The organism is Microbacterium ulmi (assembly GCF_011759705.1).
Classification (GTDB): domain Bacteria; phylum Actinomycetota; class Actinomycetes; order Actinomycetales; family Microbacteriaceae; genus Microbacterium; species Microbacterium ulmi.
Genome location: NZ_JAAOZF010000001.1, coordinates 1,273,222 through 1,298,141 on the forward strand (window position 1 = coordinate 1,273,222; position 24,920 = coordinate 1,298,141).

The 24,920-nt window shown below is 72.0% G+C and carries 25 protein-coding genes and 1 pseudogene; 13 read left to right on the forward strand and 13 right to left on the reverse strand.

The genetic code is table 11. From position 1 onward, the window contains the following. Positions 1-159: 159 nt before the first annotated feature. Both FHS08_RS06130 and FHS08_RS06135 read left to right on the forward strand, forming a co-directional pair. Positions 160-1,131 carry a hypothetical protein gene (locus FHS08_RS06130; RefSeq protein WP_167034300.1) on the forward strand — a complete coding sequence of 324 codons (972 nt, stop codon included), beginning with the start codon at positions 160-162 and terminating at the stop codon, positions 1,129-1,131. 89 nt (positions 1,132-1,220) lie between these two features. Next, the gene (locus tag FHS08_RS06135; protein ID WP_167036708.1) at positions 1,221-2,696 is read left to right on the forward strand and encodes a chaplin family protein; all 1,476 of its coding nucleotides are present in this window, start codon (positions 1,221-1,223) and stop codon (positions 2,694-2,696) included. Between the two features lie 215 nt (positions 2,697-2,911). Here the strand turns inward: FHS08_RS06135 and rplI are convergent, their stop codons facing one another. From rplI to rpsF, 4 genes are read right to left on the reverse strand one after another with little or no spacing between them, the layout of a single operon-like run. Continuing rightward, entirely contained in the window at positions 2,912-3,364 is a 453-nt protein-coding gene (gene rplI / locus FHS08_RS06140) for a 50S ribosomal protein L9 (RefSeq protein ID WP_167036710.1), read from the reverse strand. A gap of 10 nt (positions 3,365-3,374) precedes the next feature. Then, positions 3,375-3,629 carry a 30S ribosomal protein S18 gene (gene rpsR, locus FHS08_RS06145; RefSeq protein WP_005054609.1) on the reverse strand — a complete coding sequence of 85 codons (255 nt, stop codon included), beginning with the start codon at positions 3,627-3,629 and terminating at the stop codon, positions 3,375-3,377. 55 nt (positions 3,630-3,684) lie between these two features. Then, positions 3,685-4,200 carry a single-stranded DNA-binding protein gene (locus FHS08_RS06150; protein ID WP_167036712.1) on the reverse strand — a complete coding sequence of 172 codons (516 nt, stop codon included), beginning with the start codon at positions 4,198-4,200 and terminating at the stop codon, positions 3,685-3,687. A 5-nt stretch (positions 4,201-4,205) separates the two neighbouring features. After that, on the reverse strand, positions 4,206-4,589 hold the full coding sequence (rpsF, locus tag FHS08_RS06155) for a 30S ribosomal protein S6 (RefSeq protein WP_167036714.1): 384 nt from the start codon (positions 4,587-4,589) through the stop codon (positions 4,206-4,208). A gap of 316 nt (positions 4,590-4,905) precedes the next feature. Between rpsF and FHS08_RS06160 the strand changes: the two genes are divergently transcribed. Then, positions 4,906-5,898: a hypothetical protein gene (locus FHS08_RS06160; protein WP_167036716.1), complete on the forward strand. Its 993-nt coding sequence runs from the start codon at positions 4,906-4,908 to the stop codon at positions 5,896-5,898. A 34-nt stretch (positions 5,899-5,932) separates the two neighbouring features. On the opposite strand, the gene FHS08_RS06165 is transcribed toward FHS08_RS06160, so the two are convergent. From FHS08_RS06165 to FHS08_RS06175, 3 genes are read right to left on the reverse strand one after another with little or no spacing between them, the layout of a single operon-like run. Then, entirely contained in the window at positions 5,933-6,445 is a 513-nt protein-coding gene (locus FHS08_RS06165) for a hypothetical protein (protein WP_167036718.1), read from the reverse strand. Further along, positions 6,438-8,330, reverse strand: a complete 1,893-nt coding sequence (locus tag FHS08_RS06170) for an alpha/beta hydrolase (protein WP_167036720.1) — start codon at positions 8,328-8,330, stop codon at positions 6,438-6,440. The genes FHS08_RS06165 and FHS08_RS06170 overlap by 8 nt, the downstream gene beginning before the upstream one ends. Beyond that, positions 8,330-8,608, reverse strand: coding sequence for a hypothetical protein (locus FHS08_RS06175; RefSeq protein ID WP_167036722.1), 279 nt, complete (start codon positions 8,606-8,608; stop codon positions 8,330-8,332). Before FHS08_RS06175 ends, FHS08_RS06170 begins: the two co-directional genes overlap by 1 nt. 186 nt (positions 8,609-8,794) lie before the next feature. On the opposite strand from FHS08_RS06175, the gene FHS08_RS06180 reads away from it, so the two are divergent. The 3 genes from FHS08_RS06180 to FHS08_RS06190 are packed head-to-tail and all read left to right on the forward strand — an operon-like array spanning position 8,795 to position 10,415. Then, positions 8,795-9,157 carry a helix-turn-helix transcriptional regulator gene (locus FHS08_RS06180; protein ID WP_167036724.1) on the forward strand — a complete coding sequence of 121 codons (363 nt, stop codon included), beginning with the start codon at positions 8,795-8,797 and terminating at the stop codon, positions 9,155-9,157. Then, positions 9,154-10,248, forward strand: a complete 1,095-nt coding sequence (locus FHS08_RS06185; protein WP_167036726.1) for a hypothetical protein — start codon at positions 9,154-9,156, stop codon at positions 10,246-10,248. The genes FHS08_RS06180 and FHS08_RS06185 overlap by 4 nt, the downstream gene beginning before the upstream one ends. Further along, a complete protein-coding gene (locus tag FHS08_RS06190) occupies positions 10,245-10,415 on the forward strand; it encodes a hypothetical protein (RefSeq protein WP_167036728.1) in 171 nt (56 codons plus the stop codon). The genes FHS08_RS06185 and FHS08_RS06190 overlap by 4 nt, the downstream gene beginning before the upstream one ends. 43 nt (positions 10,416-10,458) lie before the next feature. Here the strand turns inward: FHS08_RS06190 and FHS08_RS06195 are convergent, their stop codons facing one another. Continuing rightward, complete coding sequence (locus FHS08_RS06195; RefSeq protein WP_167036731.1) at positions 10,459-11,886, reverse strand: CCA tRNA nucleotidyltransferase; 1,428 nt, start codon at positions 11,884-11,886, stop codon at positions 10,459-10,461. Positions 11,887-11,966: 80 nt separating this feature from the next. After that, positions 11,967-12,614 carry a TetR/AcrR family transcriptional regulator gene (locus FHS08_RS06200; protein ID WP_167036734.1) on the reverse strand — a complete coding sequence of 216 codons (648 nt, stop codon included), beginning with the start codon at positions 12,612-12,614 and terminating at the stop codon, positions 11,967-11,969. Positions 12,615-12,769: 155 nt separating this feature from the next. Between FHS08_RS06200 and FHS08_RS06205 the strand changes: the two genes are divergently transcribed. From FHS08_RS06205 to FHS08_RS06215, 3 genes are read left to right on the forward strand one after another with little or no spacing between them, the layout of a single operon-like run. Continuing rightward, entirely contained in the window at positions 12,770-13,363 is a 594-nt protein-coding gene (locus FHS08_RS06205) for a DUF6230 family protein (RefSeq protein ID WP_167036738.1), read from the forward strand. Then, the gene (locus FHS08_RS06210) at positions 13,363-13,869 is read left to right on the forward strand and encodes a DUF6114 domain-containing protein (RefSeq protein WP_167036740.1); all 507 of its coding nucleotides are present in this window, start codon (positions 13,363-13,365) and stop codon (positions 13,867-13,869) included. Before FHS08_RS06205 ends, FHS08_RS06210 begins: the two co-directional genes overlap by 1 nt. Next, a complete protein-coding gene (locus FHS08_RS06215; protein ID WP_167036743.1) occupies positions 13,866-14,600 on the forward strand; it encodes a hypothetical protein in 735 nt (244 codons plus the stop codon). The genes FHS08_RS06210 and FHS08_RS06215 overlap by 4 nt, the downstream gene beginning before the upstream one ends. A 61-nt stretch (positions 14,601-14,661) precedes the next feature. Here the strand turns inward: FHS08_RS06215 and FHS08_RS06220 are convergent, their stop codons facing one another. Then, positions 14,662-16,176, reverse strand: coding sequence for a DUF7059 domain-containing protein (locus FHS08_RS06220; RefSeq protein WP_341800329.1), 1,515 nt, complete (start codon positions 16,174-16,176; stop codon positions 14,662-14,664). 104 nt (positions 16,177-16,280) lie between these two features. Between FHS08_RS06220 and FHS08_RS06225 the strand changes: the two genes are divergently transcribed. The 4 genes from FHS08_RS06225 to trxA all read left to right on the forward strand — a co-directional run bounded on the left by FHS08_RS06225 (position 16,281) and on the right by trxA (position 21,643). Further along, positions 16,281-18,515, forward strand: coding sequence for a DUF6049 family protein (locus FHS08_RS06225; RefSeq protein ID WP_243847238.1), 2,235 nt, complete (start codon positions 16,281-16,283; stop codon positions 18,513-18,515). Then, positions 18,512-20,125 carry a murein biosynthesis integral membrane protein MurJ gene (gene murJ / locus FHS08_RS06230; protein ID WP_167036750.1) on the forward strand — a complete coding sequence of 538 codons (1,614 nt, stop codon included), beginning with the start codon at positions 18,512-18,514 and terminating at the stop codon, positions 20,123-20,125. Before FHS08_RS06225 ends, murJ begins: the two co-directional genes overlap by 4 nt. 120 nt (positions 20,126-20,245) lie before the next feature. After that, the gene (gene trxB / locus FHS08_RS06235) at positions 20,246-21,232 is read left to right on the forward strand and encodes a thioredoxin-disulfide reductase (RefSeq protein ID WP_167036753.1); all 987 of its coding nucleotides are present in this window, start codon (positions 20,246-20,248) and stop codon (positions 21,230-21,232) included. Between the two features lie 78 nt (positions 21,233-21,310). Then, positions 21,311-21,643 (forward strand): thioredoxin, encoded by a 333-nt coding sequence (gene trxA, locus FHS08_RS06240; RefSeq protein WP_279587798.1) that lies wholly within the window; start codon positions 21,311-21,313, stop codon positions 21,641-21,643. 155 nt (positions 21,644-21,798) lie between these two features. Here the strand turns inward: trxA and FHS08_RS06245 are convergent, their stop codons facing one another. The 3 genes and pseudogenes from FHS08_RS06245 to FHS08_RS06255 all read right to left on the reverse strand — a co-directional run. Continuing rightward, positions 21,799-22,146 carry a tryptophan synthase subunit alpha gene (locus FHS08_RS06245; protein ID WP_167036759.1) on the reverse strand — a complete coding sequence of 116 codons (348 nt, stop codon included), beginning with the start codon at positions 22,144-22,146 and terminating at the stop codon, positions 21,799-21,801. A 105-nt stretch (positions 22,147-22,251) separates the two neighbouring features. Continuing rightward, a complete protein-coding gene (locus FHS08_RS06250) occupies positions 22,252-23,298 on the reverse strand; it encodes a ParB/RepB/Spo0J family partition protein (protein WP_167036761.1) in 1,047 nt (348 codons plus the stop codon). Positions 23,299-23,465: 167 nt separating this feature from the next. Next, positions 23,466-24,368: pseudogene (locus FHS08_RS06255) on the reverse strand (ParA family protein); the annotation flags it as partial. Between the last annotated feature and the right edge of the window lie 552 nt (positions 24,369-24,920).

The following is a 24,920-nucleotide window of genomic DNA, read 5'->3' on the forward strand; positions in this document are numbered from 1 at the left end:
GCGGCCACACGCCGTCGGAGATGCCGCCCCCTCGAGGATCGCTGTGCGTGCCACAGGCACTGGACGCCGCCGCCGCGCCGCGCTAGCGTGAGAGATCCAGGCACCCCTTACGCACGACCCGATCGGATCGTGCGGCGCTATCCGTCGTAGGAGGTGACCGTGGAGACCGCAGCGAAGCCGATGCCGAGGCTCGGGCGACTGGCCCTTCTGGGCGTGAGCCTCGCGATCGCCTGGCTCGCCGTGTCGGTCGTGCTGGGGTGGGGTTTCGCACAGGCCAGCGCCGACGACCGCGATCAGCAGACCGGCGCTGTCGCCTCGCTTCTGGACTCCGTCGGTGCGGCAGCGACCGGACTCCTCGGGGATGTCGTCTCCGATGTCCCCGAGATCATCGAGCTTCCAGCCACTCCCGCTCCCGCCGCCGCACCGGCTCCGCCGGCCCCTGCGCCAGCTCCAGCACCAGCACGGCCATCAGGCCCGGCCCCTGCGCCCGCCCCGGTCCCATCCGCGCACGACATCGTCACGACCGTCGCACCGGTCACGGCCCCGGCGCTCGATCTCGTTCCGAGCGACGCCGTCACAGCGGTCGCCGGTGACCTCGTCGATCTCGCAGAGAGCGTGCCGGTGGTCGGACAGATCGTCGCCGAGACGGGCCTGGACGACCTCGTCGAGGACGCCGGTGACCTCATCGACACGGCGCTGTCGGCGATCACGCCTGCCGACGGCGCGTCGCCCGTGCCAGACAGTCCGGCGGGCACGGTGCCCGGCTCGACCCTTCCTGCGGCGCCGCAGCCCGGCGTGCTGGCCGACCCGGCCGCGGCCGCTGCCGTACCGCTCGTCCACCGGGTCGTCCTCCCGGTGCACACCCCGTCCGTCGGCCACGGCATCCCGCCCGCCGTCGGTGAGGCGCATCTCGCCGGCGGAGGCGATCCGCGCAGTCCGGACTCTCCGCTCACAGGTGGACTCTGTCCATCGACCGTCGCCTCAGGACCCGGCGGTGCGGGTCCCGGCGCCTGGACGCTCGCCGCCCTCGATCCGCATGACGCACACCGTGCCTGGGTGCGCCATGCCGGACCCGAGGACGAGCACGCGCCTCCGGCGCCCACGTCATCCACCGACGTCTCCCCTGACTGATTCCGCCCTCGCCGCCCCCTGAGGGCGGCAGAGCATCCAGGCGCCCTTCAGCGCTATCGATCGGTCAACCCACAAAAGGGAGCACGACTATGCGCACTTTCATCAAGCGCGCCCTCTGGGGCACGCTTCTCGCCGGCGGCATCGCGCTGCTCGGCGCGACGGCCGCGAACGCCGCCGAGACGGACGGCGAGGGCGGCCTGCTCTCGGGCACGCAGAGCCTCGTCGACGTCGCCATCCCCGTCACGGTCAGCGGAGCATCCGTCTCGGCGGTCGGCGATGCCGGCAGCCAGGACGCCGCGGCCCCCGCGGCGGCGCCCGCATCCACGTCGCCGGCGACGACGAGCGGGACGGATGCCACGGCATCCGGATCGCAGGCGATCGCAGGCATCAGCGTTCCCGTCACGGTGACGGGCTCGGCGGTCTCGCTCGTCGGAGACAGCTCGACCGAGGGGGCCTCGCCCGCTCCCGCCGCGGCTCCAGCCGCGTCCGAGACGTCGTCGTCGACCTCGGGGGAGGACGGCCTCCTCTCGGGAACTCAGGGAGCCGTCGCCGTCACCGCCCCCGTGCAGGTCTCGGGCAACGCCGTCTCGGTGCTCGGCGACAGCACGACGGATGCCGCGGCACCCGCTGCCGCTCCATCTGAGCCGACCACGCCCGCCTCGGGCGGCACGACCAGCGGCACGGATTCCACCGCAGGCGGAACCCAGATCACAGCACCTGTCGCCGCCCCTATCACGGCCACGGGAACCGCCGTCTCCGTCCTCGGCGACAGCGCCGGCGCCGCCGCCACGGCACCGACGCCGGCACCGGCGCCGCCAGCGCCGGGCGGCACGACGACCGGCACGGACTCGACCCTCGGCGGAACCCAGGTGGCCGCACCGATCACGGCGCCCGTCACCGCGACCGGCAACGCGATCTCGGTGCTCGGCGACAGCACGACGGATGCCGCGGCACCCGCTGCCGCTCCGGCTGAACCGACCACGCCGTCCTCGGGCGGCACGACCAGCGGCACGGACTCGACCGCAGGAGGAACCCAGATCACGGCACCCGTCGCCGCCCCCATCACGGCCACCGGAACCGCCGTCTCCGTCCTCGGGGACAGCACGAGCACGAGCGCCGCGGCACCCGCTGCCGCACCGGCCGCTGTGGAACCCGGAGCCACGACCGACGGCGGCGGATCGACCCTCGGCGGAACCCAGGTCACCGCGCCGCTCGCGGTGCCGCTCACCCTCGACGGGACGGCGGTCTCCGTGGTCGGCGACAGCACGACCGTCACGCCCGCGACGCCGAGCGCGCCGGGGGACCCGAGCAGCCCCGGCGATCCCGGCACGCCCGGCGATCCCGGCACGCCCGCCGACCCCGGCCCCGGCCCCGACTCCGACCCCGGCACCCCCGTCACCGGGACCCCCGCAGGCGTCGGCGGCGCCGTCGGGTGGGCGGCGGCATCCGGTGCTCTACGACTCGCCTCGACGGGAGGGATGGACGCGCTCCCCGCGCTGCTGACGGGCCTCGGGCTCCTCGCAGCGGGAACGGGCGCGTTCGTGTCGCGGCGGCGCTCCGCGTGATGTGCGCGGGACGAACGGCGGTCCCCAGCGCCGCGTCCCGCAACGCGTGAGCGCGCGGGAGGGTCCGTCCCCAGCGGGCCCTCCCGCATTCACTCCGCGCCGGGTGCGAGGGAGGCGGCATGCCTGGATCGCCGACCCCGCACCCGGCGCGGTCCTGCGCCGGGACGGCAGAATGCCGCGACCCCCGGAGGGGCCGCGGCATCCGTCGATCGTGCCTACTTGGCGGCGACGACCTGCAGCGTGATCACGGCGGTCACGTCGTCGCGCAGACGAACCGTGGCCTCGTGCTCGCCGACCGACTTGATCGGCGAGGGGATCGAGATCTTGCGCTTGTCGAGCTCGCCGAGGCCCGCGGCCTTGACGGCGTCGGCGACGTGGTCGGTCTTGACCGAGCCGAACAGACGCCCCTCGGCGCCGGCCTTGACGGCCAGCTTGACCTTGTTGGACTCGAGGGTCTCCTTGAGCGCAACGGCGTCCTCGTGCGCGTGGATCGCACGCGCCTCGCGCGCGGCGCGGATCGACGAGACCTGCTTCTCGCCACCGCGGGTCCATGCGACCGCGAAGCCCTGGGGGATGAGGTAGTTGCGGGCGTACCCGTTCTTGACCTCGACAACGTCACCGGCGCTTCCGAGCCCGGCGACCTCGTTCGTGAGAATCAGCTTTGCCATCGGGTGCTCCTTAGCGGCCAGCGCCGGCGTAGGGCAGGAGCGCCATCTCGCGCGCGTTCTTGATCGCCTTGGCGATCAGACGCTGCTCCTGCACCGAGACACCGGTGATACGACGGGCGCGGATCTTCCCGCGCTCCGAGATGAACTTGCGAAGAGTGGCGACGTCCTTGTAGTCGATGACGCCGACACGGATCGCCTTCGCGGGGGCCGCGTTCTTCGCGCCCTTCCGCGGCTTCCGGCGGTCGCCGGTTGCCTTTCCAGCCATGGTGTTTCCTTAGTTGTGAGAGTTGATTCGACGGATGCCGCGGCATCCGGATGCCTTAGAAGGGCGTGTCGTCGCCATAGGCGCCGGGAGCGCTCCACGCGTCTGCGCCGCCCGTCGCCGACCCGGGGGTCGACCACGGCTCGTCGGCGACCTGTGCGCGCTGCTGACCGCCGCCGAACTGGCCGCCGCCACCGCCGCCACCGCCGCCCGCTGCGCGGGTGACCTGAGCGGTCGCGTACCGCAGCGACGGGCCGATCTCATCGACCTCGAGCTCGATCGCGGTGCGGTTCTGACCCTCGCGATCCTGGTAGCTGCGCTGCTTGAGGCGGCCGGTCGCGACGACCCGCATGCCCTTCGTCAGCGAGCCGGCGACGTGCTCGGCGAACTCGCGCCATACGCTCGCGCGGAGGAACAGCGCCTCGCCGTCCTTCCACTCGTTCGCGGCGCGGTCGAAGTTGCGCGGCGTGGACGCGATCGTGAAGTTCGCGACAGGGAGTCCGTTCTGCGTGTAGCGCAGCTCGGGATCAGCCGTGAGGTTGCCCACCACGGTGATGATCGTCTCGCCGGCCATCGACGTTACGCGTCCTGCTTGACGGGCTTGGCGGGACGGGCGGCCTTGCGGGCGGCCTTCTCCTCCGAGCGCTTCGCCTCGGCGGCGACGAGCGCGATGGCCTCTTCGGCGCGGAGGACCTTGGTGCGCATGATCTGCTCGCTCAGGTTCAGCTGGCGGTCGAGCTCCTGCGTCGCGTCGCTCGTGGCGGTGAAGTTGACGACGGCGTAGATGCCCTCGGTCTTCTTCTGGATCTCGTAGGCGAGACGGCGCTTGCCCCAGATGTCGACCTTGTCGATCGAGCCACCATCGTTCGTGATGACCTTCAGGAACTTGTCGAGGTTCGGGGCGACCTGGCGCTCATCGATCTCAGGGCTCAGGATGACCATGAGTTCGTACTGGTGCGTCACTAACCCACCTCCTTCGGACTAGAACGGCTGCCAGGCATTTCCCGGCAGCAGGAGGGTGTGTGCACGTGTCGCGGGCTCATGCGCCCTGTATCCCATCGGTGAGATCAGTTGCGCTGCCGGACAACCTGTACAGTCTAGCGGATGACCTGCCGGAGGCGGAATCGGCCGCAACAGTGATGCCGTGATGGCGGGAGCCCGCCATGGCGGGATGCCGGGATGCACGGGCACCGGGCAGGGTGCGCCCCCGCACCCCCTGCGACGGCGTGCGCCAGGACGGCGCGGGCGTGCGCGAGCGCCGCGCGGGTAGCGTGGCGTCATGAAGTGGACGGCGGACGTCACCGACGGCGACTGGATCCGGGAGCGCCTCGACGTGCCGTGGCGCGCGACGATGCACGACGTCGTGCCGCACGGGTTCGCCGCGTACGCGCGCATCTTCCACCCCGCCCGCCGAGACCGCCCCGTCGGCGACGAGTGGCCGGGCCTGCCGTACGCGAAGCACAGGCGCGAGTGGGACGCCTTCCAGGCGCGCGACCCGGAGATCGTCGACGAGCGCGTGAGCTGGGCGACGACGGCGGTCGCGATGGGGACCACGATGCACACGGGCGCGCAGTGGCATCGCCTCGTCGCGCCCGGGCGCATCGTCGAGAACGAGGACGGACCGCGGGATGCCGCGGGCTGGCGCTACGGCGACCCCGAGCAGGGCGACCTGGCGCCCGATCTCGTCGCCGTCGTCGCCGGGCATCTCGCCGCGCACACGACGACGCCCGACGACGGTCGCGTCGCCCTGTGGGAAGGCTTCGGCGCGCTCGTCGGATTCTTCGGCGAGTCGCCGTCGCGCGTCTTCTTCCAGATCGGCGCGCCCGAGTCCGGCGAGCTCGCACACCACAACACGATGCTCGGCCGCTCCTTCAGGGACCGGCTCAACAACGTGTTCCGCAAGCCGCAGTGGCAGGACGGCATCCTCTCGCGCGAGATCTCCGAGGGGCCGCGCCTGCAGCTGCCGGGTCGCGACTACCTGCTCTTCCGCGGCGGCGTGTCCGAGCTCGCCGATCCCGGCTGGGTGCTCAGGATGCCGTGGCGCGACCGGATCGCGGAGGAGCACGGCTTCCCGCCGGCCGCGCATTCGCCGAGCCTCGTGTGGCCGGCCGACCGTTCGTGGGTGCTCGTGACGGAGGTCGACTACGACTCGACGATCGTCGGCGGGAGGCCCGAGCTCATCCGAGCGCTGTGCTCCGACCCGCGACTGGAGGCGCTCCCCGTGCGCGAGGGGACGGCGCTCACGTGGGATGCGGACGACGTCAACCGCTGACGACGCCTCGGCCGGCCCTCCCGGTCGCGCCGGTCTACTGCTCGGAGTCCTCCTCGGCGATGCGCCCGGCATCGCCGGGGACGCAGACGGCGGAGCCCTCGAGGTAGTAGCCGTTCGGACCGGTCGAGAACGACAGCGAGCGCACGGGGCCGCCGATGCCGTAGACGACGGCGATGGCGTCGTCCACGACGCGGACCTGCATCCCGCGCTCCTCCCAGTCGGCGGCGACCTTCGCGGCATCCGCAGCCGGGTCGTCGCCGACGACCGCCGTGAACTCGCCGTAGGCGTACGAGACGCCGTCGGTGCCCTCGTCGGTCGTGCACGTCTCGGGGTCGGGCTCGTGGTTGCGGGACCATCCATCGACGCCGAGGAGCGCCGTCGTCGCGTCGATGACCTCGACCAGCCTGTCTCGGGATTCGTGCGGTGTCATGGCTTCCTCTCGTGGGGCGCATCCGCTCAGCGCGACGGTCGCGACGGTCAACGTCGCGATCGCCATCGCCGCGAGGACGCTGCGCCGGATGCCGCGCGCGCTGCCGTGTTCAGCCACCGGCCATTCCTCCCTGCTTCGCCGACTCGATGAGCGCCTGCTGCAGGACCGTCGGTCCCTTGGCCCGGTACGGCGACACGGCGTCCCCCTGTCCCGTCGTCGCGAGCGCGACATTGCGCAGCGACTCGGTGCCGGCGTCGAGATAGCCCGTGCCGCCGTCGACGTGGGTCGAGTGGTCCGTGACGGGTCGCATGCCGTTGTCGCCGTCGACGCCGAACGTGCGAGCCCCGAACCCCGCGTCGACGGGGTTCACGGGGTGCTCGTCGCTGAAGTCCCGCCCCGTCCACGCCCACTGGTCGCCCTGTCCGCCCTCGAGGAAGGGGAGCACATCGCGCGCCTGGCCCGCGTAGACCTCGTCGGCGTGGATCGCCCCTGCGTCCGATATGTGCCCTGGCAGGCCGGCCGAACCGACGCTCACGAACGTGTCGACGTGGACGCCCGGCGCGCTGAGGGCGATCGACGACGTCGTCGTGCCGTACGAGTGGGCGACGACGCTCACGCGAGGCCCGTCGTCGGCGCGGACGGCCCCGAACCCCGCGAGCGTCGCACGGAGCTTGTCGGCGCCCGCGTCGGCTCGGGCGTTCGAGAGCACGTCGAATCCGCCGTCCGCTCCGGGGACGGGCGGCGTCTCGTAGCCGATCCACGCCACCACGGCACGATCCGTGTCGTTGCCCGTGACACCGGCCTGGGCGTCGAAGATGCGCTGCGCGCCGTCTGTCCAGCCCTTCATGCCCGCCGCCGTCGTGCCCATGCCCGGCACGGCATACGTGACGCTCGCGGCGGTGTCGAGGTCTCCGACCGACACGGCGGCGAGCGGCGGCACGTCGGCGCTGAGCAGCACGAGCATGCGCGGCGCACCGCCCGCGGGTCCGCGCAGAGCCTGCCGGATGCCGACGAGCTCGTCGAGGCGTTCCTGCGCCTCGGCGATCGCGAGAGCCTGCCGGGTCATGACCGCTTCGCCGTTGACGATCATCTCCCACAGCGGCGGCATCTCCTCCGCATGCTCCAGAGCGGCCTCGGCGTCCGCGATCCGCTGCGCGAGCACCGTGCGGTTGGCACGGTCGCGAGCCCAGTAGGCGATGCCCTCGAGGCTTCCGAGCGTCGCCGGGATCGCGGCAAGGAGAAGCTCCTGCGCCTCCGACGGCACCCCGGGTCGGTCGCCGTCGAGGCTGCGCCACCATTCGGCGACGGTGTCGGCATCCGCGTGGGCGAGGTCGTCGAGGATGTCGGGGTGAGAGGCGAGGAGCGCCTTCAGGTCGGTCGCGGACAGTCCTTCGAGCAGCGCGATCCGCCCGCTCGCCGTGGACGGCGCAGCCCCGGAGAGCCGTGCGAGAGCCCCGCGGACGGCCGGACCCTCGAAGACGGCGGCGCACGCGGCATCCGCCCGCGCCCTGCGCGACACGAGCTCGTCCCACTCGCTCGCGACGGTGCGCAGCTCGCGCTGGGCGTCGCCGATGCGCCGTTCGAGCCGATCGATGCGGCTCTGCGTGTCGAGCGAGCCCCCGAACGGGCCGTCTGCCTGACGCCGCGCCGCCCAGAGGCTGCCCTCCGCCTGGCCGATCTCCTCGTCCGCTGCGGTGCGGCGCGACTCGAGTCCACGCTGGAGGTCGCGGATACCGCGGACCTCAGCTGCGTATACCGCGAGCGCCGCCGCCTGCGCGTCGAGGCCGTCCGCGAGCAGCGACAGGTCGGGCACCGTCGCAGCGAGCGACGCGACGAATCCCTGCTGCGCGTGCCCCTTCCACCCCGCGCCGGATGCATCGGCCGACGCCGCTGTCACGGCCGTGAGCGCGCGACGGACGTCGGCCGCCTTGCGCGCGCGCACAGCGCCTTGCGCACCGATCGCTTCGGGGTCGCCCGCGCCGGGGTTCGCCGCGTCGACCATCAGCACACGTCCTGCGACAGGCGTCGGTCGGCGGCTTCGAACGAGGATGCCGCGTCCGAGGGCGCCGCGGCCACGTCGCGCAGCGACAAGGCGACCGCCTCTGCGCGCACGCGCTGCTCGCTCGTCGCCGTGACGACGGCGGCGGCGACGAGCGGCGAGCCGAGTGACGCGGAGAGATCGCCGATCTGCGACCCGTCGAACGAGACCTGATCGGGAGCGGTCGCGAGGTTCGCGGAGATGCGGCGCAGCTGAACGACGTCGACGACGAGATCGGTCATGTGCCTCCCCGGCTCGATCAGGCGGACGTCCCGCCAGCCTATGCCGTGGCAGGCCGCGCGTCAGGCCCATGTGGAGCTGTCGCGGATCGTTCGCCGGGCGTGTCGGAATCGCATCTTGCGCGCTACTGCGCATGGCGTGGTACCGTGCCGTCAATATGAGCGGATTCTCGACCGGAGGGTGATCGTGTGGATACGACGCAGCTGCTGAAAGGGGTGCTGGATGCCGCGGTGCTCGCGGTCGTGCAGCACGACGACGGATACGGGTACGACATCGTGAGGCGGCTGCGCGACGCGGGTCTGGGAGATGTCGGGGACGCCTCGGTCTACGGGACGCTCCGCCGTCTCTACAGCGCCGGCGCGCTCTCGAGCTATGTCGTCCCGTCGGACGGCGGCCCGCACCGCAAGTACTACGCCATCAACGCGCAGGGACGCGACATGCTCGCGACACAGCGCACCGACTGGGCCCATTTCGCCAGCGCCATGTCAGGACTGCTCGCGGAGTCGACATCTGCCAACAAGACGCTGCGCACGATCGGAGAGAACCGGTGAACTCGACACTGCCCACCATCGACGCCCGGATCTCGGCCTTCGCCGCAGCGGTCCGCGCGGAGCTCGCCGACCTCCCCGGCGACGACGTCGACGAGCTCGTCGACGGGCTCGAGGCCGACCTCGCCGAGCAGGCCTCCGAGAGTGCCGACTTCGCGATCCCGGATGCCGCGGCCTACGCCGCAGAGCTGCGCTCCGCAGCGGGATTCCCGGACCGCAGCGCGGATGCCGCGGTTGCGCGTGTGCCGCTGCGCACGAGAGTCGCGACGGGGCTGGTCGCGGCATCCGGTCGCATTCGATCGTCGCGCGTCGGCGCCTGGCTGCTCGACCTGCTCGTCGCCCTTCGACCGGTGTGGTGGATCGCGCGGGGCTGGGCGCTGTTCGCGATGCTCTCACCGCTTCTCGGAAGCACGAACCGCGTCGTCGGCTTCCCCGCGCAGAACGGGGCCGCGTGGCTGCTCCTGCTCGGCTTCATCCTGCTGAGCGTGCAGTGGGGCCGCGGGCGCTGGGCGCCCGTGGCGTGGCTGCGCGTCATCCGGATCATCGTCAGCATCGTGACCGCGATCGCGCTGCCGTTCCTCGTCGGAGGCGCGATCGCGTCCACCCGCAGTCTGCTCGACTACACGGCGATCGAGTACATCGACAGCAGCCAGCCGGGCCTCACGATCGACGGGGAGCGCGTGCGCAACCTGTTCGCGTACGACTCGGACGGCAACCCGCTCACAGACGTGCAGCTCTTCGACCAGAGCGGACGCCCGCTCACGACGATCGGGCGTTCGATCTCGCGCGACAGCCAGTGGGACGAGTACTTCTACGGCGGCGGCGGGCCCGTGCCCGTGCCTCTCACCGCCCCGGGGCGCACGCCCGTGTGGAACGTCTTCCCGCTGCGCGAGATGCCGGCCTTCTCCGTCGACCCCGACCCCTCGTCGGCGCTGCTGCCGGACTTCCCCTTCCCGAAGATCCCCGCGGTGCAGAGCTCGGTCGACCCCTCGCCGACGCCCAGTCCGACCGCCGATGGCACGAATCCGACGCCGACGCCGACGGACGGCGTCCTCGAGCCGACGCCCACGCCGACCGAGGCGGTGCAGCCGTGAGCCTCATCGCAGGCCTGCCCGGCCAGCGGACCGTGAGCGTCGACGTCACATTCCTCGTGCGGCAGGCGCTCGCGGCCCAGGCCGGGGACGGCGGCGAGGTCGCGGCATCCGTCCCCGAGGCGGCGGGGCAGGCGCGCGAGACGAGGCCGGCTCGCGCGACAGGCTGAGCGCCTCCCCGCGTCGTGGCGCGGTGGGCGGCCCTGCTGCACGTCAGGTGCGGGCGGCCCACCACGCGCGCAGACGCCGTTCCGCCTCGTCCTCGCCGACGATGCCCTCGTCGAGCCGGATGTCCATGAGGAACCTGTACGCCTCGCCGACCTCGCGGCCGGGCGTGAGGCCCAGGATCTCCTGGATGCGGTTGCCGTCGAGCTCGGGGCGCATGGAGTCGAGCTCCTCCTGCGCCGCGAGCTCGGCGATGCGCCGCTCGATGTCGTCGTAGGCGGCGCGCAGCCTCGTCGCCTTGCGCTTGTTGCGCGTCGTCACATCGGCACGCGTCAGGATGTGCAGACGTTCGAGCTCGGGGCCGGCATCCCGCACATAGCGGCGCACCGCCGAGTCGGTCCAGGCGCCCTCCGCGTAGCCGAAGAAGCGCAGGTGCTGCTCGATGAGCTGGGCGACCGAGCCGATCGTGCCGGAGTCGAACCGCAGGGCCTGCAGCCGCTTGCGGGCGAGCCGCGATCCCTTGACGTCGTGATGATGGAAGGTCACCCCGCCCCCCGGCTCGAGCTTGCGGGTCGCGGGCTTGCCGATGTCGTGCAGGAGCGCCGCGATGCGCAGAGCGACGTCGGGCCCGGCATCCGGATGCCGTTCGTGCTCGAGATCGATCGCCTGGCGCAGCACCGTGAGGGAGTGCTCGTAGACGTCCTTGTGATGGTGGTGCTCGTCGACCTCCAGGCGCAGCGCGGGGATCTCGGGAAGGAACTCGTCGACGAGCCCCGTCTCGACGAGGATCCGGATGCCGCGCACGGGGTCGTCCGTCTGCAGGAGCCGCACGAGCTCCGCCTGGATGCGCTCGGGGCTCACGATCTCGATCGTCGCGCGCAGCTGCTCGATCGCGGCGAGCGTGTCTGCCTCCACGGCGAATCCGAGCTGCGACGAGAAGCGGGCGGCGCGCAGCATCCGCAGCGGATCGTCGCCGAAGCTCACGCGCGGGTCGACCGGAGTGCGAAGGATGCCGCGCACGAGGTCTTCGACGCCGCCCGTCGGGTCGACGAGCGTGCGGCCCGGCACGCGCAGGGCCATCGCGTTGACGGTGAAGTCGCGGCGGGCGAGGTCGCCGTCGAGCGTGTCGCCGAACTCGACCGTGGGCTTGCGGGTCGTGCCGTCGTAGCTGTCGGCGCGGAACGTCGTGATCTCCACCTGCTCGCCCGCGACGCGCGCCCCGATCGTCCCGAAGGCGCGGCCGATGTCCCAGTGGGCGGTCGAGATGGGTGTGACGATGCGGAGGATGTCGTCGGGCCGCGCATCCGTCGTGAAGTCGAGGTCGTGCGTCGGCCTGCCCAGCAGCGCATCGCGCACGGGGCCGCCCACGATCGCGAGCTCGAACCCGGCGTCGGCGAACACTGCCGCGACGGTCGCGACGACGGGGGACTCGGCGAGCGCGGCGAGGCGCGCGATGCCCTCGGCCATGTTGAGCATGCTCCGAGCCTATCGAGGGCTCTCCCTCGATCCCGCCCGCCGGCGACCGTGCGCCGCCGGCGCTCTTCCCCCGGCGACCGTCAGGACCCGCGGAGCGCGACGGCTGCGTCGGGCTGCACGCGGTCGATGATGCCGGCGAGGCAGTCGACGGCGAGCGCGACGATGTCGTCGGTGGGCAGATCGCTGCCCAGCGCCGCGTCGACGAGCGTCTGCTCGACGAATGCGATCCAGGAGCGCACCGCGATCCGCAGGGCGGGAGAGACCGCGACGCCGGTCTCGTCGAAGACGTCGAGCACGCGTGCGGTCTGCGCGAGCCGCGCCGCCTCGACGAGCTCGCGCGTCTGCCGATCGCCGCTCGCCGTGCCGCGCACCATCGACGAGAACGTGCCGCCGTGGCCGCGCACGAACTCCACCGTGCGGCGCAGGGTGTCGTCCAGTCGCGCCGCGGGAGGCAGGTGCGGCTGCGGCTGCGTCGCGGCGAGCATGGCCTCGGTCGCGGCCTCCAGCACGGCACGGTGGAAGCCCTGCCGTGATCCGAAGTAGTGCGAGAACAGCGCGCGCGACACTCCGGCACGAGCGGAGAACTCCTCGAACGAGATGTCGTCGAGCTCGCGATCGGCCAGCGCCGCGACCCCGAGCGAGATGAGCTGCGCGCGGCGGTCGTCGGGCCGCAGCCGGGTACGGGCGCCCGCTCCTGCGGAGCTGCCGGTCGCAGGCGAGGCGGACATGGTCCGAGCGTACTCGCCGGCCGTGGATGAGATTGTTGTCATCTCGTCAACAACGTATTGACCGACGGTCAGCAATCCCCGTAGCGTCTCGTCGGGCGGCGAAGGCGCCGACCCGGCCCGGGCGTGCCTCGGGCGCTTCGCATCGAGGAGGATCCATGAAGCTCAGCCGACTGACCGCTACCCGCACCGGGCGCGCCGCGCTCGCGGCCGTGCCCGTGGGGATCGTCGCCGCCGTGCTCACGGGCGGTGTGGCCAACGGCGCCGTGCCGGTGTCGTTCGCCGTCTCGGGCGGCCAGTTCAAGATCACGGCATCCCACCTCGAGGGCACGGGGTTCTCGCAGTACGGCGGTGTCGTGGCCGACACGGCGGGAGCCTCGCACTCCGTCGCGATCTCGAACATCGCACAGGCGTCGCTGACCGACCTGTGCCAGTCGGTCGTCACCGAGACCCCCCTCGGCAGGATCGGCCTCATGATCACGGCGGGCGGCGGCGGCGCCCCCGCGACCGCGACCGACCTGCAGATCGGCCTCACCGACCTGCAGGGCGACGCGACGTTCGGCAACATCCGCATCGGCGTCGACGCGTCGACCGTCGCGACCGAGTCGAAGGGGACGGCGGGCGACTTCGCACAGGACTCCGACTCCATCACGATCGAAGGCCTCAAGCAGACCGCCTGGACGACGCAGGCCGGCGTCTTCACGCTGACAGGGCTGCACCTGCGGCTCACCGACGGCGAGGAGTGCTTCTGATGCGCGCGGCGCTCGCCTGGGCGCGGCGGCGCCCGTCGATCGGCGGCCTGCTCACGGTGCTGTCCGCCCTCGTGCTGTTCTTCTCGGGCCGCCTCGAGGTCGGCGGCATGGAGGTGCAGGTCGGGATGCCCGGCATGCAGACCACGATCCTGCCCGTCGTGCTCGCGGTCGCCGGCGCTCTCGCCGTCGTGATGCCCGCGCACCACGTCTTCTACGGCGTCGTCGTGCTCGCGGCATCCCTCTACTCGCTCGTCGCCGTGAACCTCGGCGGGTATGTCGTGGGCATGGTGCTCGGCTGCGTCGGCGGCATCGTGATCGTGTCGTGGATGCCGCGCCGCGCCATCGCGGCCGGCTCGGGCAGGCCTGCGCCCGGCGACGAGGCCCCCGGCGGCGACACGTCGGGCCCCGCCACGATGCGATCTGCCGACGACGAGGGGCAGGCGGACGCGACCCGTTCGGCCCGGCGCGCGCGTCTGCGCAGCGCGACACGGGCGGGGGTGGCGTGAGGGGCCGCTCCGGCGTCGCCGCGGCCGCGGCCGGTCTCGTCCTCGCGGGGGTGTTCGCGGTGCCCGCGCCCGCCCTGGCCGCGGACTGCGCACTGGGCGACCTCGGCGTGTGGCTCGGCGTGTGCTCCCGCGACCCCGCGCCCTCGCCGACCCCGCAGCCGAGCGAGCCCGGAGGATCGCTGCTGCCGGGCGACCTGCTTCCCGGCATCCTGACCCCCGACGCACCCTCGAGCCCCGACGCACCCTCGAGCCCCGACGCACCCACCGACCCTGCCGCGTCGCCCGCCCCGACGGCCGAGCCCGATCCCGGAGCCCCCGTTCTCACGGCCGACCCGCCCGTGCTCTCGGGCACCGGCCTGCGGCTCGAGGGGCTCAGCGGCATCGCGATCGTCGAGGTCGCGCACGCCGACGGCTCCACGGGACGCGCACTGCGCATCTCGGCCGACACGGTGGTCGTCGACGGCTTCGCCCTCGACGTGCCCGGCGACGGAGGTGGTCTCGACAACCACTCGACGCGGATGACCGCGAGCGGACACGTCGTCGTCTACGCGGACTCGATCACCGGCATCCTGCGATCGAACGCCGAGATCGTGATCGACACGCTGAGCGCCCCGCCGTCGCCCGAGACGCTCTCCGAGCTGACGAGCATCCACATCCCGCTCGTCGGCATGATCGCCGATCGCGTCGTGCACACGCAGTCGCACCAGCAGACATACGACGGCGCGGGCTGACGGGGCCCCACCCGGGCCCGGTCAGCGCTGACGGATCCGTTCCGGCCGCCCGGGGCCCCGGTCAGGCGAAGCGCAGGAAGCCTGTGAACACGAGCTCGCGCACGCGCGGCAGGAGATCGGCGCGGAGGGCCGCGGCATCCACCTCGAGCAGATCGGCGATCGCGGCGACGAGCGCGCCCACCGGCAGGTCGCCGTCGCACGCGCCGACGAGGGCCGCGAGTCCGGGGTCGACCTCGAACGAGCGCGCGAACCCGCCGCCCTGTCTCAGCTCGATGATCGTCGGATCCTCGACCCCAGGGAGGTGGTGGCGCGCCTCCGTGACGTCGCCCGCGACGACGAGCGCCGCGGCGGCGAGGTCGTCGTCCGAGAGCGGCGCGAGACGGTCGTGCGCGGCGAGCGCGGCGGCCAGATGAGGTCCCAGCGCATCGCGCACGTGCTGGCCGACGCGCTCGTACCGCTCGAGCGTCGGCGCGCCCGCCGCTCGGCGCAGGAGCACGTATCCGAACCCGATGCGCTCCACCGCGCGAGAGGCGAAGTCGTCGAGCCACGCGTCCACGAGGCGCGCGAAGGCCGGCGTCCCGGGGAGTGTCCCGCCGTCGCGGATCCAGAGCTCCGCGTACTCGAGCGGGTCGAGGGACTCCCGCTCGACGACCCACGCGTCGAGCGGGACGGGGGATGCCGCGACCCACGACCGCACGCGCTCGAGCCCGTCGACCCCGCCGCGCGTCTCCCAGTTCCCGAGCAGCTGCGCGACCCCGCCGGAAGCCAGGACGCCGCCCACCCGCGAGACGAACCCCGCGACCAGATCGTCGCCGACCATGCCGCCGTCGCGGTACTCGTAGGCGGGCACGCCGTCGACGCGCGGTGTGATCACGAACGGCGGGTTCGACACGACGCGGTCGAACTCCTCGCCCTCGACAGGCTCGAACAGGCTGCCGGCGCGCACGTCGATCGCGTCCACCCCGTTCAGCCGCGCGTTCAGGCGCGTGAACCGCAGCGCGCGCTCCGACACGTCCGTCGCTACGACGCGCTCGGCGAAGCGGCGGGCACGGAGGGACTGGATGCCGCACCCCGTGCCGATGTCCAGCACCGACCGCGCAGGCGTCGGCAGCTGGAGCGCCGCGAGCGTGAGCGAGGCGCCGCCCACGCCGAGGACGTGGTCCTCTGGCAGGGGCGCTGCCAGAGCGGCCTCGTCGAGGTCGCTCGCGACCCACCACTCGACGGCGCCCGCGTCGTCGGCGAACTCCTGCGGGCGGATGAGAGCGACGGGCGCGACGTCGGGTCCGGATGCCTCGGCCAGCCCCAGAGCGGCGAGGCCGGAGACGCCCGTTGCGGCGAACGCCGCCGAGACCGATGCGGCCGGCTGCGGCATCCCGAGCACGAAGAGGCGGGCGACGACGGCGAGCGGGTCGTCGCGCAGGGCGAGGGCGCGCAGTGCCGGACCGCGCAGCCCGCGGGCGATCGCGGCGTCCGCGGACGGACCCCACGCCGCCCTCAGCGACGCGGAGTCGAAGCCCGCCGCGGCGAGGTCCGCCGCGAGCGCACGGCACAGCGCGGGATCGGGGTCAGGGAGCACGGATCCATTCAACCGCGGACGGCCCGCCGGGCGCTCGAAGCGTCGGACCGTAGAATCGCAGTCGATCGTGCGGTCCGGACATCGCACAGGAGCGAACCCCACCCATGACCGTGTCCCCCACGCACCACGCAGCGCGCCGCGGCCTCCGTGCGCGCCTCGGCGCGGCGATCGTCGCGGCCGTCGCCCTCGTGCCGCTGCTCGCGACGCCCGCGCTCGGCTCGGCATCCCCGGACCCTTCGCCCACGCCGACCCCGACGGGCGTCGTCGGGTTCACGCTCGCTCCCGTCGGCAACGGGCTCGTGCATGCGGGCGAGCCGCTCGTGGCGTCGGTCACGCTCCAGAACGGGACGGATGCCGCGACTCCCGCCGGTCCCGTGACGCTCGCGCTGGGCTCGGCGCCGCTGCGCGACCGCTCGGCTCTGGACGCATGGCTCGGGGGCGACACGTCGGACGTCGCGCTTCAGGAGGTCGGGGCGACGACGCTGACCGACGTGGCCCCCGGCGCGGAGGACACGGCTGCGATCATCGTGGCCGCCGACCCCGTGCTCGGCGGGCGCGGGCCCGGCGTCTATCCCCTCGCCGCGAGCTTCGACGGCCCCGAGGGCACGCTCGTCTCGACGAGCGCCATGATCGTCCCGGACGACGCCGTCGCCGAGACGGGCGTCGGCATCGTCGTCCCCATCACGGCGGGTCCCCTCGCCGAGGGACTGCTCACCTCCGACCAGCTCGCAGCTCTCACGGCACCCGACGGCGCCCTCTCCAGCGCGCTCGACGCCGTGGAGGGCACGAGCGCGATCCTCGCCGTCGATCCGGCGGTCCTCGCCGCGATCCGCGTGCTCGGCACGTCCGCCCCCGCGTCGGCCAGTGCGTGGCTCGAACGCCTCGACGCGCTGACCAACTCGCGCTTCACGCTGCAGTTCGGCGACTCCGACATCGCGCCGCAGCTCGACAGCGGACAGCCGCGACCGCTCGGCCCGACCTCGCTGCAGTATGCGATGAGCCCCGCGGACTTCATCCCCCCTGCGCCGACGCCCGAGCCGACGCCCACCGCGACGCCGACCCAGACGCCGACGCCCACCCCCACCCCGACGCCCACCGCCGACCCGAGCGCGCCCGTCTACCCGACGCTTCCCGAGCTGCTCGACGTCGCCGGCGAGCGCCCGGCCGTGTTCTGGCCTGCCGACGGCACCGCCTCTGCGGACGTCGTCTCGACGCTGGGCGCCATCACGTCCGGCGAGACGACCTCGCTGACGCTCGTGCCGTCCACCTCGACGACAGAGGGCGCGTCCGGCGCGACCGTCACCGCCCGCGGCATGGCGGGCGACGCCGCGGTGCTCGTCTACGACGCCGCGATCTCGCAGGCGCTGCAGGACGCATCGAGCCTCGACGAGCCCGCACTGCGCGGCGCACCGCTCACGGCGGCGACGGCGCATCTCACGCTCGCGGTCGCCGACGCCGGCGGTGCTCCGCTCCTCGTGACGCTCGGACGCGACGCCGATCGCAGCCGCATAGGGCTCACGGCGGCGCTCAGTGCGGTGACGCACACGGCGGCGACCCACCCCCTCACGCTCGAGGCGTTCGAGACCGAGCCCGCCTCGGCCGTCGACCTCGTCGACGTGGAGCAGGATGCCGCGCGCACGGCCGCGGCATCCGCGTTCTCGGATGACGAGGCGCGCCTCGCGCGTTTCGCGACGATCCTCGACGAGCCCTCGCTGCTGCTCGGTCCGGAGCGGTCCTCGACGCTGCAGCTGCTGGGCGTCTCCTGGCTCGCGGACGCAGACCGGTGGGCGACGGCGGTCGACGAGCATCGCGCCGCCACGGCGAGGACGATCGACGGCGTCGGGCTCCTGCCCGTGCCCGACGTGCAGCAGATCAGCCCGAGCGCCGACATCCCCGTGTGGATTCACAACGACCTCCCCTACGCCGTCAACGTCGTCCTGTACGCGACGCCCGACGATCTGCGCCTCGATCTGCAGCCCTCGATCCCCGTCACGGCGCCCGCGAGCACGAACACGCGCGTGCTGATCCCCGTGAAGGCCCAGATCGGGTCGGGCGACGTCGGCATCACGCTGCAGCTGCGCAGTCCCACCTACGAGCCGATCGGCCGGTCGCAGGTCGCGAACGTCACGGTGCGCGCCGACTGGGAGCGCTACGGGCTCATCGCGCTCGGCGTCATCGTCGGCGGACTGCTCGTCGTGGGAGTCATCCGCACGATCCGCCGCCGCGGTCGTGCGAGGCGCGCGGATGCCGCGACCGGCGATCACGACACGGCGACGGATGCCGCGGCCCCCGCCGCTGCGGCCGGCACCGCGCCCGCCGCCGAGGAGACGCGTTCGTGAGCGGGATCGGGCGCGCGAGCGTCCTCATCGGGGCGGGCACGCTCGTCTCGCGCGTCACCGGCCTGCTCCGTTCGATCGTCCTGGTCGCGGCGATCGGCGCGGCGGCGTCGGCGGACGCGTTCAACGTCGCCAACCAGCTGCCCAACAGCATCTACATGATCGTGTCGACGGGCATTCTGACGGCCGTCATCGTGCCGCAGATCGTCATGGCGAGCCGGGCCCAAGACGGCGGTCAGGCCTTCATCTCGAAGCTCTTCACGCTCGGCACCGTGATCCTGCTCGCCGTGACGGCGCTCGCGGTCGTCGCGGCACCGCTGCTGGTCAATCTCTACGCCTCGGGCCTTCCCGGATCGCAGGGGTTCAGCCCCGAACAGCTCGAGCTGGCGACGACGTTCGCGTACTGGTGCCTGCCTCAGATCTTCTTCTACGGCCTGTATGCCATCGTCGGAGAGACGCTCAACGCACGACGCATCTTCGGCCCCTTCACATGGGCGCCGATCGTCAACAACATCGTGTCGATCGCCGGCTTCACGCTCTTCATCGTGCTGTTCGGCGGCGGCCAGAAGCCCGTCGCCTCCATGACCCCCGCGATGACGACCCTCATCGGCGCGAGCGCGACGCTCGGCATCGTGCTGCAGGCGGTCGTCCTCCTGCTGTTCTGGCGGCGCACGCGCCTCGCGCTGCACGCGGACTTCCGCTGGCGCGGCATGGGGCTCGGCCTCATCGGCAGGCTTGCGGGCTGGACGTTCCTCATGGTGCTCGTGGGCCAGCTCGCCGCGATCGTGCAGACCAACGTCTTCGCCACGGCGTCCGCCGTCCATGAGCCCGGGCAGACGATCGCGGGGAACGCGGGGCTCATCTTCATCCTCCCCTACTCGATCATCGCGCTGTCGATCGGGACCCCGTACTTCACGCAGCTCAGCGAGCACGTGTCGGCGGGGCGCCATGCGGAGGTGCCCAGAGACATCAGCACGAGCGTTCGCGTCACGGCTCTGCTCATCGTCCTGTCGACGGCGGCGCTCGCGGCGGCCGCCGTTCCCGTGTCGCGCGTGTTCACGACGTCGTCGGATCAGGCCGTGGATGCCGCGCTCGTCCTCGGGGCCTACCTCGTCGGACTCGTCCCGATCGGCATCCTGTTCACGGTGCAGCGCACGTTCTACGCGTACAACGACACCCGCACGCCCTTCTTCTTCACGCTCGTGCAGGCGGCGATCGCCGCGGGCCTGGCCGCGGCCGCGCTCGCCCTGCCTCCCGAGATCCGCGCCGCAGGCGTCGCCCTCGGCCAGTCGGTGTCGATCCTCGTGCAGGTGATCCTCGCCACGATCCTGCTGCGGCGGAAGGTCGGCGCGCTTCGCGTGCGGGTGTGGATGCTGTCCCTCGCCCGGTTCGTCGCCGCCGCCATCCCGGCGGGGGCCGCGGGCTGGCTCACGTTCGAGCTGCTGGGCGGCGTCGACGGATGGACCGCGTCGAGCGTCGTCCTGGGCGCGCTCGGCACCGTCGTGATCGGCGGTGTCACCGCTGTCGTCTACTTCGCCCTGCTCGCCCTCCTGCGAACGCCCGAGCTCGCGCCCGTGGGGACGCTGCTGCGCCGGTTCCTGCCCACGCGCTGAGCCGGGGCTCCAGGCGGGCGGCGGCATCCGTCTTCGTCATCCGGGTGGTTCCCAGCGGGTCCGGAATGCGGCGCGGCTACCATTGGTTGAGTTACCCGGAACCACACGAAGGGGGCGCACGTGCGTCAGGTGATCATCATCGGATCGGGCCCGGCGGGCTTCACGGCGGCCGTCTATGCGGCGCGCGCGAACCTGTCCCCTCTCGTCGTCGCGAGCTCGGTCGAGGTGGGCGGAGAGCTCATGAACACGACGGAGGTCGAGAACTTCCCCGGGTTCCCCGAGGGCATCATGGGCCCTGAGCTCATGGCGAAGATGCAGGAGCAGGCCGAGCGCTTCGGCGCCGAGGTGCTCTACGACGACGCCGTCGAGCTCGACATCGATGGCGCGGTCAAGCGAGTGAGACTCGGCAGCGGAGCCGTCCACGAGGCCGACTCGCTCGTGTTCGCGACCGGCTCCGCTCCTCGCAAGATCGGCATCGCCGGCGAGCAGCGGCTCTCCGGTCACGGCGTGTCGTACTGCGCGACGTGCGACGGGTTCTTCTTCCGCGAGCGCGTCATCGCCGTCGTGGGCGGCGGCGACTCCGCGATGGAGGAGGCGACGTTCCTCACGAAGTTCGCGTCGAAGGTCTACATCATCCACCGCCGCGGTGAGCTGCGCGCCTCCAAGATCATGCAGGAGCGCGCGTTCAAGAACGACAAGATCGAGTTCGTGTGGAACAGCGAGGTCGTCGACATCCTGGGAGAGGATGCCGTGACCGGCGTCGTGCTGGAAGACACCGTCGACGGCTCGCGTCGCGAGCTCGCGCTCGAGGGCGTCTTCGTCGCGATCGGCAACGACCCCCGCACCCACCTCGTGCACGGCAAGCTCGACCTCACCCCCGAGGGGACGGTGTGGGTCGACGGTCGTTCGTCGCGCACCTCGGTGCCCGGTGTGTTCGCAGCGGGCGACGTCATCGACCCGACGTATCGTCAGGCCGTGACCGCGGCCGGCAGCGGCACCGTCGCGGCGCTGGATGTCGAGCACTACCTGGCGGCGCTCGGCGAGGCCGGCGCCCCTGAGGTGGACGCCGCGCAGATCGACGACCTGACGGCGGCCGACGCCGCCTGAGGGCGCACGCCGCGTTCCCGCGGAACAATCCCGGCGGCGCGGGTGTTGTGATGCACTGAAGACTTCCCGACGAAGGAGATGCAACGAATGACTGCGAAGGCTACGAGCTCGAGCACGTGGGATGAGGACGTTCTGAAGGCCGACGGCCCCGTCCTCGTCGACTTCTGGGCCGCATGGTGCGGACCGTGTCGCATGGTGGCCCCCGTCCTCGACCAGATCCAGTCGGAGAACCCCGACAAGATCACGGTTCTCAAGCTCAACGTCGACGAGAACCCGGATCTCGCGATGAAGTACCAGATCACCTCGATCCCCGCGATGAAGGTGTTCAACAAGGGTGAGGTCGAGACCACGATCATCGGCGCCAAGCCGAAGTTCGCGCTCGAGAACGACCTGGCTGCGTACCTGGCCTGATCCACGGCCCGGCGCGAGTCGCCCCGGCCGCTTGGTTTCACCGAGCGACCGGGGCTTTCTCTTTCATTCCGTTCGCGGCATCTTTCCGCTGGTCCGCGCACGGCGGTGGGAGGCGGTCGCGGGCCGAGCGGATCGCCGCGATCGTCGGGTGCGCGCTACCGGGACTCGGCCTGCACGACGGCATCCCACGGGCGATGGCTCTCCGTCTCGCCGAGCAGGCGCCACACGGCGCGGGTCAGCGGCGGGTAGTCGAGGGCGATCTGCCGCAGCACCCGGTAGTGCCGCGCCCGATTGGGCCGCGCACCGCCGTTGGCCGCGATGTTCTCGGCACGGAGGATGAGGACGACGAGCTCGTCGACCGTGGGCAGGTCTTCCATGAAGTCCCATGGGTCTTCGCCCGCCCTCAACCGCTCGGCGATCACGGCGGACAGCTCGTCACTCGCCTCGGCGCGCAGCAGTTCGAGGCTCGCCCTGCGGCGGGTCGTCTCATCGTTCTGCGGCACCCTTCCAGCCTACGACGGGCGTCGGACGCAGCGAGTGCGTCACGCTGGCCGCGAACGATCGGGCTCGGTCGGCGGCACAGGTGTGCCGTGCGCGGACGACGCGAGTCAGCGGGCGCCGAAGCTGGACTCGCCCAGTTCCTCCAGAATCCGATTGAGATCCTGGATGGTCGCAAAATCAACCGTGATCTGGCCTTTTCTAGCCCCGAGCGAGACACGCACGCGGGTGTTGAGACGGTCGCCGAGCCGCTCGGCGACCTCGTCCAGATAGGCGCGGCGCGCACCAGCCTGGGGCTTGACGCTCGGGCGGGCTCCGGCATCCGGCGCCTTCGAGGCCGCCTCCGCCGCGCGGACGGAGAGGTCTTCGTTCACGATCTTGTCGGCAAGGCGCTGCATGGCCTCGGGCGTCTCGAGCGAGAGGATCGCTCGCGCGTGACCCGCCGTGAGCACGCCGGCGGCGACGCGCTGCTGTACGGGCACCGGCAGCTTGAGGAGGCGGATCGTGTTGCTGATCTGCGGGCGCGAGCGGCCGATGCGGGTCGCCAGCTCCTCCTGCGTGATGCCGAAGTCCTCGAGCAGCTGCTGGTAGGCCGACGCCTCTTCGAGCGGGTTCAGCTCGGATCGGTGCAGGTTCTCGAGCAGGGCGTCGCGCAGAAGGTGCTCGTCGGCTGTGTCGCGGATCACCGCGGGGATCGAGTCGAGGCCGGCCTCGCGCGCGGCGCGAGTGCGTCGCTCGCCCATGATGAGCTCGTACGTGCCGTCCCCCGTGTCGCGGACCACGACGGGCTGCAGCACCCCGAACTCGCGGACGCTGTGGACCAGCTCGGCGAGGTCGTCGGGGTCGAACACCGTGCGGGGCTGCCGAGGGTTCGGAACGATCTTGTGCGGGTCGACGTGAGCGAGCCGTGCGCCGGGAACGGCCACGAGCTCGACGGGCGCCGACTCGTCGGCGGCGACGTCGGTCTCGACTCCGGTGACCGCCTCGGCGACTGCGGTCGTCGCGCCGCGCGCGGGCGCGACGTCGGCCTCGGCGCGCTCCCGCACCGGCGCCGGTGCGCCGGGGAAGAACACGTCGACGGGACGCGACTCGGCGGTGGTCTCGTTCGTGGGGATGAGTGCGCCGATGCCACGCCCCAGACCGGTTCGCTTGGCCATCAGGAGACCCCTTCGTTGTGTGCGGGAACCGATTCGGGCTCCGCGTGTGATGCATGCTGTGACGTGCCATCTGAGCTGTCGACGCCCTCGCGGACCCTGTCGAGGCTCGTCCTGCCGAGGCTGCTCTGATTCGGCGCCGTGCCCTTGCCTGGCCCCTCCGCGAGCTCGCCGCGCCGGACGATCTCCACCGCCGCCTCACGGTAGGCGACGGCACCAGCAGACTGTCCGTCGTACGCGATGACGGTCTGCCCGAAGCTGGGGGCCTCCGATACGCGCACGGAACGGGGTATCAGCGTGTCGAGCACTTCGGCGGGGAAGTGCTGTCGAACCTCGTCGGCCACCTGCTGTGCGAGGCGAGTGCGGCCGTCGTACATCGTGAGAAGGATGGTCGAGAGGCTCAGCGTCGGGTTGAGGTGCTTCTGGATCATGCGGACGGTGCCGAGGAGCTGGCTGAGCCCTTCGAGGGCGTAGTACTCGCACTGGATGGGGATGAGCAGTTCGTGCGCCGCTGTGAACGCGTTGATCGTGAGCAGGCCGAGCGACGGGGGGCAGTCGATGAGGACGAAGTCGAGGGGACTCTCGAGCGTTCCGAGGTACTCGTCGAGCGCCGTGCGCAGACGGTGTTCGCGGGCGACCTGCGACACGAGCTCGATCTCCGCGCCGGCGAGGTGGATCGTGCTCGGGGCGCAGAACAGGTTCGGCGATTCCGGGCTCGTCTGGATGATCTCGGCGAGAGGGAAGTCGTCGATCAGCACGTCGTAGACGCTCGGGATGTCGGCGGTGTGGGGCACACCGAGGGCCGTCGAGGCGTTGCCCTGCGGGTCGAGATCGATCACGAGCACGCGGGCGCCGAGTGAGGCGAGGGATGCCGCGATGTTCACCGTCGTCGTCGTCTTTCCGACTCCGCCCTTCTGATTCGACACGGTGAGCACCCGCGTCTGGCCGGCGAAAGTGAAGTCGACGGCGTCGAGCACGCGTCGACGCGCGGACAGGTCCGCGAGCTCGCGCGCGATCGGGCTGTCATCGAAGGAGAAGGATGCCGAGGCCGTGGACTCCTCGGGATGTTTCACGTGAAACGTTCCTTCCGTCGTGTTTCGCGGGTCCTTCCACTCTAGCCGCGCCCCACCCACAGACCGCCTCGCAAGGCCGTTCCGCTCGCACTCCCCCGCGGCCCTGCGAGGCCCGGTTTCACGTGAAACATCCGCATGGCGCGCGTCGGCGCTGGACGTCGTCAGGGATGCGGCGCCTGGTGCGGTGCGCGGACTGGTGTCTGGTTCTTCCAGGCCGAGGGGCTGTGCGTTCTCCTGCCCGAACGGTGCGAGCGCAGCATCCCATCGCGTCGAGCGAGCGCCGGATGGCCTGTGTGAGTGGATCGGCCTGAGTCGGCGCAGGATCGTGGCCGTAGCGCCAGACCCACGATCTGGTTGCGATCGATCTCGAATTCGTGAAATCGGTGCCCCGCCGCTCCGCCGGTGCTCGTCGACGGTCGGGCACATGGCTCGCGAGTCCGGATGTCGGCTCACGTGTACACACATCACGTCGTCGGAGACCCCGATGGGACTCAGGTCACGTCGGCTTCGCGCAGCCAGCGCCCCGCCGGTCGGCCTGATGCTCCTTGACGA

Coding starts and splice junctions, on each gene's coding strand:
- FHS08_RS06175 (WP_167036722.1), bottom strand. CDS start 8,608: ATGACCGATCTCGTCGTCGACGTCGTTCAGCTGCGCCGCATCTCCGCG.
- rpsR (WP_005054609.1), bottom strand. CDS start 3,629: ATGGCTGGAAAGGCAACCGGCGACCGCCGGAAGCCGCGGAAGGGCGCG.
- FHS08_RS06210 (WP_167036740.1), top strand. CDS start 13,363: ATGCGCGCGGCGCTCGCCTGGGCGCGGCGGCGCCCGTCGATCGGCGGC.
- FHS08_RS06160 (WP_167036716.1), top strand. CDS start 4,906: ATGAAGTGGACGGCGGACGTCACCGACGGCGACTGGATCCGGGAGCGC.
- FHS08_RS06225 (WP_243847238.1), top strand. CDS start 16,281: ATGACCGTGTCCCCCACGCACCACGCAGCGCGCCGCGGCCTCCGTGCG.
- FHS08_RS06205 (WP_167036738.1), top strand. CDS start 12,770: ATGAAGCTCAGCCGACTGACCGCTACCCGCACCGGGCGCGCCGCGCTC.
- rplI (WP_167036710.1), bottom strand. CDS start 3,364: ATGGCAAAGCTGATTCTCACGAACGAGGTCGCCGGGCTCGGAAGCGCC.
- FHS08_RS06135 (WP_167036708.1), top strand. CDS start 1,221: ATGCGCACTTTCATCAAGCGCGCCCTCTGGGGCACGCTTCTCGCCGGC.
- FHS08_RS06195 (WP_167036731.1), bottom strand. CDS start 11,886: ATGCTCAACATGGCCGAGGGCATCGCGCGCCTCGCCGCGCTCGCCGAG.
- FHS08_RS06250 (WP_167036761.1), bottom strand. CDS start 23,298: ATGGCCAAGCGAACCGGTCTGGGGCGTGGCATCGGCGCACTCATCCCC.
- FHS08_RS06150 (WP_167036712.1), bottom strand. CDS start 4,200: ATGGCCGGCGAGACGATCATCACCGTGGTGGGCAACCTCACGGCTGAT.
- FHS08_RS06200 (WP_167036734.1), bottom strand. CDS start 12,614: ATGTCCGCCTCGCCTGCGACCGGCAGCTCCGCAGGAGCGGGCGCCCGT.
- FHS08_RS06170 (WP_167036720.1), bottom strand. CDS start 8,330: ATGGTCGACGCGGCGAACCCCGGCGCGGGCGACCCCGAAGCGATCGGT.
- trxA (WP_279587798.1), top strand. CDS start 21,311: ATGCAACGAATGACTGCGAAGGCTACGAGCTCGAGCACGTGGGATGAG.